The organism is Modestobacter sp. I12A-02662, from assembly GCF_041028325.1.
Classification (GTDB): Bacteria; Actinomycetota; Actinomycetes; order Mycobacteriales; family Geodermatophilaceae; genus Modestobacter.
Window position 1 is genome coordinate 241,883 of sequence record NZ_JABGDE010000005.1, and the last position, 12,853, is coordinate 254,735.

A 12,853-nucleotide genomic window follows, 5' to 3' on the forward strand; every position below is an offset into this window, starting at 1 on the left:
CGCGGGCTGCGGGGTCGCTGGCCGGTGACCGCGTGCTCCTGCCCGGGACGACGAACGGCGCCGGACCCGCAGGGGTCCGGCGCCGTCGGGTGGGGGAGCGGGTCAGTGGGCCTTCGCCAGCGTCCCCAGGTACAGCTCGATGACCTTCGGGTCGTTCATCAGCGACTCACCGGTGTCGGTGTAGGCGTTGCGGCCCTGGTCGAGCACGTAGCCGCGGTCGCAGATCTGCAGGCACCGGCGGGCGTTCTGCTCGACCATGATGATCGAGACGCCGGTGGCGTTGATCCGCCGGCAGCGGATGAACACCTCGTCCTGGTAGGCGGGGGAGAGGCCGGCCGAGGGCTCGTCGAGCAGCAGCACCGACGGGTCCATCATCAGCGCCCGGCCCATCGCCACCATCTGACGCTCGCCACCCGACAGCGCCCCGGCCTTGCCCTTGCGCCGCTCGCCGAGCAGCGGGAACAGGTCGATGACGTAGTCGAACCGCTCCTTGAACGTCTTCGGTCGCAGGTAGACGCCCATCTGCATGTTCTCCTCGATGGTGAGCGAGGGGAACACGTTGTTGTTCTGCGGCACGTAGCCGACGCCGAGCTGCACCAGCCGGTGGGCCGGGGCGGAGGTGATGTCCTCGCCGCGCAGGGTGACGTTGCCCGAGCGCACCGGGATGAGCCCGAACAGGGTCTTCAGCAAGGTGGACTTGCCGGCGCCGTTCGGGCCGATGATGCCGACCAGCTCGCCGTCCTGCAGGTAGAAGTCGCAGCCCCGCAGGATGTTCACCCCGGGCACGTAGCCCGCGACGAGGTCGTCGGCGCGCACCAGCGCGCCCTCGGCCAGGCGCAGGTGCTCCTCCCGGGTGGCCGCCTTCTCCGCGGGGGAGAGCTCCCCTCCGGCGACCACCTGCGCGCGGGTGACACCCTCGCCGCTCTCGTCGACCTCGAACACCGGCTCGCTCATCGGCTCGTCCCCTCGCTGCTGATCACGCCAGAACTCGGTGACGTGCCGCTCTCCTCCAGAGCGATCTCGGCCTGCACCTCGGCCAGCACCCGGTCCTCCTCCTCGACCGTCAGCGGGGCGTCGTGGTGGGCGCCCAGATAGGCGTCGACGACGGCCTGGTTCTGGGAGATCGATTCCGGCGGGCCCTCGGCGATCACCTTTCCCGCGGCCATGACGACGACCCAGTCGCTGATGTCGCGGACGACGTCCATGTCGTGCTCGACGAAGATCACCGTCATGCCCTCCTCGCGGAGGTCCTTGACGTGCCCGAGCAGGCTCTGCGTCAGAGCGGGGTTCACCCCGGCCATCGGCTCGTCGAGCATGACGACCTTGGGGTCGCTCATCAGCGCCCGGGCCATCTCCAGCAGCTTGCGCTGCCCGCCGGACAGGGTGCCGGCGAAGTCGTCCTTCTTGGCGTCGAGCTTGAACCGCTGGAGCAGGTCCATGGCCTTCTCGGTGTTCGCCCGCTCCTGCGAGCGCCAGGTGCCCGGGAGCAGCGCACGCATGAAGCTCTCGCCGCGCTGGCCCTGGGCGCCGAGCAGCATGTTCTGCAGCACGGTGAGCCGGGACAGCGCCTTGGTGAGCTGGAAGGTGCGCACGACGCCGAGCCGGGCCACCTGGTGGGGCGACAGCTTGCCCAGGTCGCGCCCGTCGAAGGACCAGGTGCCGGTGTTGGGCTGGTCGAACCCGGTGAGCAGGTTGAACAGCGTGGTCTTGCCCGCACCGTTCGGCCCGATCAGGCCGGTGATGCCGCCGCGCTGGATCTCCAGGTGGTCGACCGACACGGCGGTGAGGCCGCCGAACGTGCGGGTGATGCCGTCCAGTACGACGGCCGGGTCCGGCTTGGCGACGCCGACCTCCCAGGGGAGGTCCTTGAGGGCGGCCTGGGCGAGCCGCTGCGGGGCGGCCCGGTGCTGGCCGGCCTGCCGGGCAGCGGCGATCTCCTCCGGGCCGGCGGCGTGGGAGCCCTGAGCGCTCGGGTCAGCGGGCATCGAGCATCACCTCTCGTCGGTCACCGAAGATGCCCTGCGGTCGGAACACCAGCAACAGCATGAGCCCGATGCCCACCAGCACGAAGCGGATCTGCGCGACGTCGGTGGAGGAGAGCAGCCCCTCGGGGATCACGCCGTTCTCGATGAGCGCGCGCAGCAGGGTGTCGGCGAACTGCAGGATGAACAGCAGGAGCATCGCCCCGAGGACCGGACCGAGCACCCGGGCGGCGCCACCGAGGATCAGCGCCGCGTACGCCAGGAAGGTGTTGGCGTTCTGGTACTGGTCGGGGATCGCCGACCCGGTACCGATCGCGTAGATCATCCCGCCGAGCGCGCCGAAGACGCCGCCGAGGACCAGGGCCTGCATCTTGTGGGCGTAGACGTTCTTGCCCAGCGCCCGGACGGCGTCCTCGTCCTCCCGGATGGCCTTGACCACGCGGCCCCAGGGGCTGCGCATGAGCTGCCACACCAGCAGGCTGGCCAGGGCCACCAGGGACCACCCGACCAGCGCGACCCACAGCTCGCCGCCGCTCCAGCTGGTGCCGAGGATCCGGTGCCGGGTCTGGGTGTTCCACGGCGCGAGGTCGATGAAATCGCCGTTGAAGGCGGACAGGCCACGGGTGCCCCCGGTGACGGGGGTCGCCGAGACCGACCGGAAGACCAGTCTGAGCCCCTCGGCCGTCGCGATGGTCACGATCGCCAGGTAGTCCGCCCGCAGCCGCAGGGTCGGCAGGCCCAGCAGCAGGGCGAGGACGACGGCGGCGACCAGGCCGATCACAACGCCCAGCCAGAAGTTCAGGCCCCACTGGCTGACCGAGATGGCGATGCCGAAGCCACCGAGCATGGCGAACGCGATCTGCCCGAAGTTGAGCAGCCCGGTGTAGCCGAAGTGGACGTTGATCCCGATCGCGAGCAGGGCGAAGAAGATCGCCTGGAAGCCGAAGAACGCCTTCCCGGCGATCGCGAACGCGTTGATGAGGTCGGCCATGGCGGTCAGCCGATCCGGGCCCGGCTGCCCAGGATGCCCTGGGGACGGATCACGAGGATGACGATCAAGAGGAGCAGGCCTCCGACGTACTTCATGTCGTCCGGGATGACGAGCGTGGACATCTGCACGAACACACCGACGATCACGCTGCCGACCAGGGCGCCGTAGGCGGTGCCCAGGCCACCGAGGGTGACGCCGGCGAACATCAGGAGCAGCAGGCGGAAGCCCATGTCCCACTGGACCTGGTCGGACAGGCCGAGCAGCACGCCGCCGAGGGTGGCCAGCGCGCCACCCATCATCCAGACCACCAGGATCACCCGGTTGACGTCGATGCCGGAGGAGGCAGCGAGGTCCCGGTTGTCGGCGACCGCCCGCATGGCCTTGCCGATCTTGGTCCGCTGGAGCATCAGCGCGACCGCCAGCAGCACCACGATCGAGATGACGATCGAAGCCAGGGCGCGGTTGGTCATGGTGAAGACGCCGTAGTTCACCGCTCGCTGGCTCTGGTAGTCCGCGTAGGGGTTGGAGAAGCCGCCGTAGACGATCTGGATCGCGTAGCGCAGCAGCAGCGACAGGCCGATCGAGACCACCAGCGCGGCGATCAGCCCGGTGCCGCGCTTGCGCAGCGGCCGCCAGATGCCCAGCTCGTTGAGCGCGCCGACCCCCGCGCCGGCGACCATCGCGATGATCGTGGCCAGGATCAGCGGGACGCCGCCCTGGACGTTGATGTACCAGGCGATGATCGCGCCGATCGTGACCAGCTCGCCGTGGGCGAAGTTGGTCAGGCCCGTGGTGCCGAAGATGAGCGACAGGCCGACGGCGCAGACCGCGATCAGCAGCCCGAAGCGCAGCCCGTCGACCAGCAGCTGGACGGCCCGGACGGTGCCACCGCCCGCGCCGCTGCTCCCGTCGACCAGGCCGAAGTTGACCGGCTGCGAGCGCCCGAGGTCGACGGTCACCTCCCGGGTCGCGCCGGCGGTGCCGAGCTCGACGCCGTCGGGCAGCGCCTCCTCGTCCAGGCTGATGCTGTACTGGCCGGGCCCGGGCAGGTCGATGGCGAACCGGCCGTCCTCGTCGGTCTCCACCGACTCGACCGCGTCGCCGTCGGCGGTCTCGACGGTGATCTCGACACCCTCGATCGGGCCGCTGCGGCTCGTCTGGAGCGTGCCCACCAGCCGCTCACCCTCGGCCGAGGCCACCCCGGGGACCAGGGTGGCCAGCGCCATGGCGAAGGCCGCCACCAGCAGGGCGAGGACGAGGGGACGTCGTCCCGTGCGCCAGGCGCGCCAGGTGCGGCGCCCGCGGGTCGGTGCTCCCTGACCCTGCTCGGTGCTGCTGCGTGCCCCGTGCCCGCGGGCACGGTGGGGCGCGTGCGTCACTCGACCTCCAGCCGTAGGTTGAGCGGGGACAGTAGCTCAGCCTGGTTACGTCGGACGACCTGCTGTGACGCGCCGTGACACATCTGCGACACGCCGATGTGCCGCGACCCGACCGGGGGACCCGCCTGCGGGGGCATCAGCGCTTCCGGGCCGGGCGGATCAGACACGTCAGCCGGGCGCTCGCGGTGGGCCGGCCGGCGTCGTCGGAGACCTCGATCAGATAGGTCGCGAGGGTCCGCCCCCGCCGCAGCGGTGTGCAGACCGCGGTGACGTCTCCGGAGGTGGCCGCCCTCAGGTAGCTGGAGTTCAGCTCGATCCCGACCACGGAGCCGCCGGGGCCGGCGTGCAGCATCGCCGCCCAGGACCCGATGCTCTCCGCGAGCGCGCAGGTCGCACCGCCGTGCAGCAGACCGAAGGGCTGCTCGTTGCCGCTCACCGGCATGGTTGCCACCACCCGCTCGGGGTCCCACTCGGTGATCCGGATGCCCAGCTTGTCGTCGAGCGGGCCCTGCGTGTCGGCCGGCAGCCAGTCGGGTCGCGTGTGCGTCACCTGCGGGACGGTAGCCACCACGCGGCCCCGGTGCAGGGTCCCGCCGCGAGCTCGCGAGCGGTGGGGGGCACCGGGGTCCTTCTAGGATCGCGGTCGATGTCCGCTCCCGCCGCCACCTCGCCCGCCGTGACCGCCTCGACCGCCGAGGCCGGCCGGCCGCGCCTGCTCCTCCTCGACGGCCACTCCCTGGCCTACCGGGCGTTCTTCGCCCTGCCGGTGGAGAACTTCTCCACCACGACGGGTCAGCCGACCAACGCGGTCTACGGCTTCACCTCGATGCTGATCAACGTCCTGCGCGACGAGCAGCCCAGCCACCTGGCGGTCGCCTTCGACGTGGGGCGCAAGACCTTCCGCAGCGAGATCTACGCCGAGTACAAGGCCAACCGGGCCGAGAGCCCCACCGACTTCCGCGGTCAGGTGAGCCTCATCCAGGAGGTCCTCGGCGCGCTGCACGTGCCGGTGATCACGGCCGAGGGCTACGAGGCCGACGACGTGATCGCCACGCTGACCGTGCAGGCGGTCGAGCGGGGCATGGACGTGCTGATCTGCACCGGTGACCGGGACGCCCTGCAGCTGGTGAACGAGCACGTCACCGTGCTCTACCCGCGCAAGGGCGTCTCCGACCTGACCCGGTTCACGCCGGAGGAGGTCGAGACCAAGTACGGGCTGACCCCGGTGCAGTACCCCGACTTCGCCGCGCTGCGTGGCGACCCGAGCGACAACCTGCCCAGCATCCCGAGCGTCGGGGAGAAGACCGCGGCCAAGTGGGTGCGGGAGTACGGCTCGCTCGACGCGCTGGTCGACCAGGTGGACACGGTCAAGGGCAAGGTCGGGGAGAAGCTGCGCGAGCACCTGTCCTCGGTGCTGCAGAACCGCCGGCTCACCGAGCTGGACCGGGCGGTGCCGCTGGAGGTCGGCCCGGACGACCTCGCGGTCCAGCCCTGGGACCGCAACGAGGTGCACACGCTCTTCGACAACCTGCAGTTCCGGGTGCTCCGCGACCGGCTGTTCGCCACGCTCACCAGCGCCGAGCCCGAGGTCGAGGGCGGGTTCGACGTCACGGTCGACGAGGTGCCGGCCGGCGGGCTGGGGGGCTGGCTGGACGCCCACGCCGCCACCGGCTCCACCGGGGTGGTCTTCCGGGGCACCTGGGGGCGGGGCACCGGTGAGCTGACCGGCCTCGCGCTGGCCGCGGCCAACGACCACGCCACCTTCGTCGACCTCGGCCCCGACCTGGACACGGCCGACGAGCAGGCGCTCGCGGCGTGGCTGGCCGACCCGGACACCAGGAAGGTCGTGCACGACGTCAAGGGGCCGCTGCTGGCGGTCTGGGCCCGGGGCTGGGACCTGCAGGGCGTGGTCAGCGACACCGCGCTGGCCGCCTACCTGGCGCTGCCGGGCCAGCGGTCCTTCGACCTGGGCGACCTGGCGGTGCGCTACCTGCGCCGGGAGCTCAAGGACGCGGCCGCGCCGGAGGAGCAGCTCACGCTGGACGGGCTGGGCCCCAGCGAGGACGACGTCGCGCGGGAGGCCGCCAAGGCGGACGTCCTCAAGGCCGTCGCGGTCAACGACCTGGCCGACGCCCTGGAGCAGGTGCTCGGCCAGAAGGGCGGCGACCACCTGCTCGGCGGCATCGAGCTGCCGCTGACCCGGGTGCTGGCGGCGATGGAGCACCGCGGGATCGCCGCGGACCTGGAGTTCCTGCACGAGCTGCAGAAGGAGTTCGCCGCGGAGGTCGCCGACGCCGCCCAGGAGGCGTACGCGGTGATCGGCAAGGAGATCAACCTCGGCTCGCCCAAGCAGCTGCAGGTGGTGATCTTCGAGGAGCTGGGCCTGCCGAAGACCAAGAAGATCAAGAGCGGCTACACCACCGACGCCGAGGCGCTCACGTCCCTGCTGGCGCAGACCGGGCACCCCTTCCTGGAGCACCTGCTGCGGCACCGCGACGTCACCCGGCTGCGCACGGTCATCGACGGGCTGATCCCGATGGTCGACGACGCCGGCCGCGTCCACACCACGTACCAGCAGACGATCGCGGCCACCGGCCGGCTGTCGTCCACCGACCCGAACCTGCAGAACATCCCGATCCGCAGCGCCGAAGGCCGGCGCATCCGGCAGGCGTTCGTCGTCGGGCAGGGCTTCGAGTCGCTGATGACCGCCGACTACAGCCAGATCGAGATGCGGATCATGGCCCACCTTTCTGAGGACGCCGGGCTCATCGAGGCCTTCACGTCCGGTGAGGACCTGCACTCGTTCGTCGCCTCCCGCGCGTTCAACATCCCGATCGAGCAGGTCGACCCGGAGATGCGCCGGCGGATCAAGGCGATGAGCTACGGGCTGGCCTACGGGCTGTCGGCCTACGGGCTGTCCCAGCAGCTGCGGATCACCCCGGAGGAGGCGCGCGAGCAGATGCACGCCTACTTCGAGCGGTTCGGCGGCATCCGGGACTACCTGGACGGCGTGGTCGACGACGCCCGGCAGACCGGCTACACCGAGACCACGCTCGGCCGGCGCCGGTACCTGCCGGACCTGACCAGCGACAACCGGCAGCGCCGGGAGATGGCCGAGCGGATGGCGCTCAACGCCCCGATCCAGGGGTCGGCCGCCGACGTCATCAAGGTCGCCATGCTCGGCGTCGAGAAGGCCATCCAGGCGGAGGGGCTGGCCTCCCGGATGCTGCTGCAGGTGCACGACGAACTCGTGCTCGAGGTGGCCCCCGGTGAGCGCGACGTGCTGGAGGCGCTGGTCCGCCGGGAGATGGCCGGGGCGGCGCAGCTGTCGGTGCCGCTGGAGGTGTCGGTCGGCTTCGGGGCCAGCTGGGACGCCGCAGCGCACTGAGCGGGGGGTGGGCGCGGCTGCGGCCGGGGGAGCGGGTGGGGCGAGGGCCCTCAGCCGCCGAGCGGGAAGGTGGTGGCCGGCCGCCAGGAGCCCGGGTCCCGGCGGCCGGCCATCAGCGCGACCCGGTCCACGCGCGTGGTGACCGGCAGGTGGCGGCGCACCTCCTCCTCGGCCGCCCGCAGCCCCGCCAGGTCGCCGAGCCGCCGCGTGCCGATGCTCAGGTGCGGCTGCGGGTCGCCGTGCGCGCCCCGGTACGGCGAGTGGTCGGGGAAGGCGGCGTGCACGGCGTGGGTCAGCCGGCGGAACGGCTCCTCGGGGTCCGGGCGGAGCCACAGCACCTCGTCGCCGCCGAACCAGGCGGTCTCGGCGAACGTGCAGTCGAACGCCGGTTCCCCGGCGAGGACCTCGGCCAGCCGGGCGCACACCAGGTCGTCCACCTGTCCGGGCGGCACGAACGGGTAGAGCACGACCACGTGCGGCGGCAGGCCCCACTGCGCGGAGACGTCGAACTGCCGCCGGTGGTCGCCGATCACCGGCTCCGACTCCGGGACGGGCACGACCAGAGCAGTGTCGGCGGCGCCGGACAGACCGGCCCGGACGGCGTCGTCCACGGTGTCCCCTCTCAGCCCGGTAGGTCGCAGACCAGGACCAGCGTGCCCGGGACCAGCGCGCCGCGCTCGGGGGACCACTGCCCCCAGGTGCGGGTGCGGCCCGGTGTCCACTCCGGCTCGAGCAGGTCGGTGAGCGCGAAGCCGGCGCCGACGACGGCGCGCACCCAGTCGCCGACCGTGCGGTGGTGCTCGACGTACACCGTCCGGCCCGCCTCGTCGGTCTCCACGTAGGGCCGGCGGTCGAAGTAGGACCCGATGACCCGGAGGTCGGCGGGGTCGGGGGAGTCGGGCAGCGCCCAGCGCACCGGGTGGTTCACCGAGGCGACGAACCGGCCGCCCGGCCGCAGCACCCGGGCGACCTCGGTCAGGACCGCGCGGGCGTCGGGGACGAACGGGAGCCCGCCGAAGGCCGAGCAGGCGAGGTCCACGCCGGCGTCGGCGAGCGGGAGGGCCCCGGCGTCGGCCTGCACGAGCGGGACGTCGATGCCGGTCGCCCGGTTCCCCTCCGCCGCGCGGGCCAGCATCCCGCCCGACACGTCCAGCGCGACGGGGTGCGCGCCGGCCCGGCGCAGCCAGCGGGAGCACGGGGCCGATCCGCAGCCGATCTCCAGCACCCGGCGTCCGGTCACGTCGCCGAGCAGGTGCGCGTCGGCCTCCCGCAGCCCCTCCGGGCACCACAGGAAGTCCGCGTCCCCGAGGTCGTCGCCGTGCTCGGCGAGGTAGGCCGGGGCGGCGGCGTCCCACCAGAGGCGGTTGGCCCGGGCCGATTCGGCGGGACCGGCCGGACGGCGCGTGACCCCGCCGGCCGCGGGGTACCCGTCGGCGGCGAGGGGGAGACCCCGGGCGGGGCCGCGGGCGATGGGGTCCATGGCGCGCCGATCGTGACACGCCGCGGTTCACGGCACCGCCCGGACCCGTGGTGGACCGACCCTGCGCACCCCCGTACGATGGGTGATCACGCCAGAGGTCTGTGGTGCCGTCCCCCCGTCCGGGAGGGTGTCCCCGTCGTCCTCTCCCGTGACCTCCCCGCGGTCGCCTCGACCGCGGGTCCCTGTCCCTGCGCATCCCCCGTCCGGAGCACTCGACCACATGACCTCCACCCAGGTCCGTCCCGACAGCACCCCCCAGATCGCGGTGAACGACATCGGCACCGCCGAGGACTTCCTCGCCGCGATCGACCAGACCATCAAGTACTTCAACGACGGCGACATCGTCGAAGGCGTGATCGTCAAGGTCGACCGGGACGAGGTGCTGCTGGACATCGGCTACAAGACCGAGGGCGTCATCCCCTCGCGTGAGCTGTCCATCAAGCACGACGTCGACCCGACCGAGGTCGTCAACGTCGGCGACGAGGTGGAAGCCCTCGTCCTCCAGAAGGAGGACAAGGAAGGCCGGCTGATCCTGTCCAAGAAGCGCGCGCAGTACGAGCGCGCCTGGGGCACGATCGAGGCCAAGAAGGAAGCCGACGAGGTCGTCACCGGCACCGTCATCGAGGTCGTCAAGGGTGGCCTCATCCTCGACATCGGCCTGCGCGGGTTCCTCCCCGCCTCGCTGGTCGAGATGCGGCGCGTCCGCGACCTGCAGCCCTACGTGGGCCGCGAGCTCGAGGCGAAGATCATCGAGCTGGACAAGAACCGCAACAACGTCGTCCTCTCCCGGCGCCAGTGGCTGGAGCAGACCCAGTCCGAGGTCCGCAGCGAGTTCCTCAACAAGCTCGCCAAGGGCCAGGTCCGGACCGGCGTCGTCTCCTCGATCGTCAACTTCGGTGCCTTCGTGGACCTCGGTGGCGTCGACGGCCTGGTGCACGTCTCCGAGCTGTCCTGGAAGCACATCGACCACCCGTCCGAGGTCGTCGAGGTGGGCCAGGAGGTCACCGTCGAGGTCCTCGACGTCGACCTGGACCGCGAGCGGGTCTCCCTGTCGCTGAAGGCGACGCAGGAGGACCCGTGGCGCCAGTTCGCCCGCACCCACCAGATCGGCCAGGTCGTGCCGGGCAAGGTCACCAAGCTGGTGCCCTTCGGTGCGTTCGTCCGCGTCGACGAGGGCATCGAGGGCCTGGTCCACATCTCCGAGCTGGCCGAGCGCCACGTGGAGATCCCGGAGCAGGTCGTGCAGGTCGGCGACGAGATCCTGGTCAAGGTCATCGACATCGACCTGGACCGCCGCCGCATCTCGCTGTCCCTCAAGCAGGCCAACGAGGGCGTCGTCGGCGACGAGGACCAGTTCGACCCGGCCGCCTACGGCATGGCCGCCTCGTACGACGAGCAGGGCAACTACATCTACCCCGAGGGATTCGACCCGGAGACCGGGGAGTGGCTCGAGGGCTACGACGAGGCCCGCGAGACGTGGGAGCGGCAGTACGCCGAGGCCCAGGCCCGCTTCGAGGCGCACCGCAAGCAGATCGCGGCCGCCAAGGAGGCCGACGCGGAGGCCGCGGCCGGTGGCAGCTACTCCAGCGCCGCCGAGACCGAGACCGACACCGCCTCGACCGGTGGCACCCTCGCCTCGGACGAGGCGCTGGCCGCGCTGCGGGCGAAGCTCGCCGGCGGCGAGTGATCCCGCGGCTCGGCTGAGCCGCAGCACCTCACCGTGCGCCGTCCACCCCGCGGGGTGGGCGGCGCACGGTCGTCTGCTCCCGGGGCTCCCGGGCCGGCGGTGCCGTGCCGCGCACGCGCGACGGCCCCGCCGACCGGAGCGGTCGGCGGGGCCGTCGGGCTCGTCCTGCTCAGCCGTGAGTCGTGGACGGTACGTACCGGCTCGTCCGTGAGCCGTCGTGGTGCCTGAGCGGGAGCGTGGCCTGTCCGCCGCAGCCGGGGTCCCTTCCCCGTCGCCCGGTGCGTCGGGCTCGGACCGGCCGGAGCCGGTCGGACCGCTCAGGCAGCGGTCAGAGACTGAGGATGATCGCGAAGGCCGTGCGGGGGCGACCGCCGGCGTTGACCAGGGCCTCCCACGTGTGCCGGCCGGCCGACACGCTGGGCAGCAGGGCGCGCAGGAACGCGGTCGCGGTCCGCCGCTGGGGGAGGCGCTCGCGCACGCCGGGCAGGTCCGAGCACCGGACGCCGCCGGGGGTCTCGATCCGGTGCCGCCCGCGCGCGGGGGAGCCGGGGACCGGGGGGACGCTGTCGAGCACGGTGCGGGACATGGTTCTGCCTCTCTGCTGTGGCGGGGGGAGTCCGCCGGGACAGAACGTAAGTCGTGGGGCGGTTGTGACTGGAGCGACGCGCCGGGCGCCGGGGCGCCGTGACCTTCCCGAGACCCGGCCGGTGCGCCGGTGCGGCCGTAGGGTCGGCCGGTGCTGAGGATCGGGCTGACCGGTGGCATCGGATCGGGCAAGAGCACGGTGGCCGCGCTGCTGGCCGAACGGGGGGCCGTCGTCGTCGATGCCGACCGGATCGCGCGGGAGGTCCTGGAACCGGGCACGCCGGGGCTGGCCGCGGTCGCCGAGGCCTTCGGGCCGGGGGTGCTCACCGCCGACGGCGCACTGGACCGGCCCGCGCTCGCCGCCGTCGTCTTCCCCGACCCGGCCGCCCGCGCCCGGCTCGACGGGATCGTCCACCCCCGGGTGCGCGCCCGGGCCGCTGAGCTGGTCGCTGCGGCCCCGGCGGACGCCGTCGTCGTCCAGGACGTCCCCCTGCTCGTGGAGACCGGCCAGGCGGGCTCCTACGACCTCGTGCTCGTCGTCGAGGCGGATCCTGGGACCCGCGTGCGGCGGCTGGTGGACCGGGGCCTGTCGGCGGAGGACGCCCGGGCCCGCATGTCCAGCCAGGCGACCGACGCGCAGCGGCGGGCGGTGGCCGACGTCGTGCTGGCCAACGACGGCGACCTGGAGCACCTGGCCGCCCAGGTCGAGCGCTTCTGGTCCGACCAGGTGGAACCGGCACTCGGCTGAGCGATGAGTTCGCCAGCGGAAGGGGGTCCTGTCCGTACAGCCCATCCGCAGCGAGAGGACCCGTCGTGGCCGAGCAGAAGATCATCCCCAACCTCTGGTTCGACACGCAGGCCGAGGAGGCGGCGGCCTACTACATCGACGTCCTCGGCTCCGGCCGGGTGACCGCCGTCATGCGCTACCCGGAGGGGTCCGGGCCGCAGACCGGCACGGCCATGGCCGTGGAGTTCGAGGCCGGCGGCATGCGCTTCGTCGGCATCAACGGCGGGCCGCAGTTCCCGTTCACCGAGGCGGTGTCGCTGCAGATCGACTGCGTCGACCAGGCCGAGGTGGACCGGTTCTGGGACCGCTTCATCGGCGACGGCGGCGAGGAGAGCATGTGCGGGTGGCTCAAGGACAAGTACGGGCTGAGCTGGCAGATCGTCCCGCAGGGCATGCTGGAGCTCTTCAACGACCCGGACCCGTCCCGGGCGCAGCGGGCCGTGCAGGCGATGATGCAGATGCGGAAGCTCGACGTCGCAGCGCTGCGCGCCGCGGCCGACGGGGTGCCGGTCGGCTGAGCTGCGCGGAGCCCGGCCCACCCGGGGTGGACCCGCGCGCGGGGTGGTGCCGGGTC

12 protein-coding genes are annotated in these 12,853 nt (G+C 72.4%); 4 read left to right on the forward strand and 8 right to left on the reverse strand.

The window, feature by feature from the left end:
• Positions 1-102: 102 nt before the first annotated feature.
• The 5 genes from HL189_RS08670 to HL189_RS08690 all read right to left on the reverse strand — a co-directional run bounded on the left by HL189_RS08670 (position 103) and on the right by HL189_RS08690 (position 4,902).
• A complete protein-coding gene (locus HL189_RS08670; RefSeq protein WP_369133291.1) occupies positions 103-954 on the reverse strand; it encodes an ABC transporter ATP-binding protein in 852 nt (283 codons plus the stop codon).
• Positions 951-1,985: an ABC transporter ATP-binding protein gene (locus HL189_RS08675; RefSeq protein WP_369133292.1), complete on the reverse strand. Its 1,035-nt coding sequence runs from the start codon at positions 1,983-1,985 to the stop codon at positions 951-953. The genes HL189_RS08670 and HL189_RS08675 overlap by 4 nt, the downstream gene beginning before the upstream one ends.
• The gene (locus HL189_RS08680) at positions 1,975-2,973 is read right to left on the reverse strand and encodes a branched-chain amino acid ABC transporter permease (protein WP_369133293.1); all 999 of its coding nucleotides are present in this window, start codon (positions 2,971-2,973) and stop codon (positions 1,975-1,977) included. Before HL189_RS08680 ends, HL189_RS08675 begins: the two co-directional genes overlap by 11 nt.
• A 5-nt stretch (positions 2,974-2,978) precedes the next feature.
• On the reverse strand, positions 2,979-4,352 hold the full coding sequence (locus HL189_RS08685) for a carboxypeptidase regulatory-like domain-containing protein (protein WP_369133294.1): 1,374 nt from the start codon (positions 4,350-4,352) through the stop codon (positions 2,979-2,981).
• Positions 4,353-4,488: 136 nt separating this feature from the next.
• Complete coding sequence (locus tag HL189_RS08690) at positions 4,489-4,902, reverse strand: PaaI family thioesterase (RefSeq protein WP_369133295.1); 414 nt, start codon at positions 4,900-4,902, stop codon at positions 4,489-4,491.
• Positions 4,903-4,998: 96 nt separating this feature from the next.
• Between HL189_RS08690 and polA the strand changes: the two genes are divergently transcribed.
• Entirely contained in the window at positions 4,999-7,740 is a 2,742-nt protein-coding gene (polA, locus tag HL189_RS08695) for a DNA polymerase I (protein ID WP_369133296.1), read from the forward strand.
• 50 nt (positions 7,741-7,790) lie between these two features.
• Here the strand turns inward: polA and HL189_RS08700 are convergent, their stop codons facing one another.
• Both HL189_RS08700 and HL189_RS08705 read right to left on the reverse strand, forming a co-directional pair.
• Positions 7,791-8,351, reverse strand: coding sequence for a 2'-5' RNA ligase family protein (locus tag HL189_RS08700; RefSeq protein WP_369133297.1), 561 nt, complete (start codon positions 8,349-8,351; stop codon positions 7,791-7,793).
• A gap of 11 nt (positions 8,352-8,362) precedes the next feature.
• Positions 8,363-9,220 carry a class I SAM-dependent methyltransferase gene (locus HL189_RS08705; RefSeq protein ID WP_369133298.1) on the reverse strand — a complete coding sequence of 286 codons (858 nt, stop codon included), beginning with the start codon at positions 9,218-9,220 and terminating at the stop codon, positions 8,363-8,365.
• A 220-nt stretch (positions 9,221-9,440) separates the two neighbouring features.
• On the opposite strand from HL189_RS08705, the gene rpsA reads away from it, so the two are divergent.
• On the forward strand, positions 9,441-10,907 hold the full coding sequence (gene rpsA, locus HL189_RS08710) for a 30S ribosomal protein S1 (protein WP_369133299.1): 1,467 nt from the start codon (positions 9,441-9,443) through the stop codon (positions 10,905-10,907).
• Between the two features lie 328 nt (positions 10,908-11,235).
• Here rpsA and HL189_RS08715 read toward each other — a convergent pair whose 3' ends face one another.
• Positions 11,236-11,493 (reverse strand): hypothetical protein, encoded by a 258-nt coding sequence (locus HL189_RS08715; RefSeq protein WP_369133300.1) that lies wholly within the window; start codon positions 11,491-11,493, stop codon positions 11,236-11,238.
• 150 nt (positions 11,494-11,643) lie between these two features.
• On the opposite strand from HL189_RS08715, the gene coaE reads away from it, so the two are divergent.
• Complete coding sequence (gene coaE / locus HL189_RS08720) at positions 11,644-12,240, forward strand: dephospho-CoA kinase (protein WP_369133301.1); 597 nt, start codon at positions 11,644-11,646, stop codon at positions 12,238-12,240.
• A 65-nt stretch (positions 12,241-12,305) separates the two neighbouring features.
• Positions 12,306-12,797, forward strand: a complete 492-nt coding sequence (locus tag HL189_RS08725; protein WP_369133302.1) for a VOC family protein — start codon at positions 12,306-12,308, stop codon at positions 12,795-12,797.
• The last annotated feature ends 56 nt before the right edge of the window (positions 12,798-12,853 follow it).

Bases quoted from the DNA above. Each gene is read 5' to 3' on its own strand.
- HL189_RS08670 (WP_369133291.1), bottom strand. From the start codon at position 954: ATGAGCGAGCCGGTGTTCGAGGTCGACGAGAGCGGCGAGGGTGTCACC.
- HL189_RS08675 (WP_369133292.1), bottom strand. From the start codon at position 1,985: ATGCCCGCTGACCCGAGCGCTCAGGGCTCCCACGCCGCCGGCCCGGAG.
- HL189_RS08680 (WP_369133293.1), bottom strand. From the start codon at position 2,973: ATGGCCGACCTCATCAACGCGTTCGCGATCGCCGGGAAGGCGTTCTTC.
- polA (WP_369133296.1), top strand. From the start codon at position 4,999: ATGTCCGCTCCCGCCGCCACCTCGCCCGCCGTGACCGCCTCGACCGCC.
- HL189_RS08705 (WP_369133298.1), bottom strand. From the start codon at position 9,220: ATGGACCCCATCGCCCGCGGCCCCGCCCGGGGTCTCCCCCTCGCCGCC.
- rpsA (WP_369133299.1), top strand. From the start codon at position 9,441: ATGACCTCCACCCAGGTCCGTCCCGACAGCACCCCCCAGATCGCGGTG.
- HL189_RS08715 (WP_369133300.1), bottom strand. From the start codon at position 11,493: ATGTCCCGCACCGTGCTCGACAGCGTCCCCCCGGTCCCCGGCTCCCCC.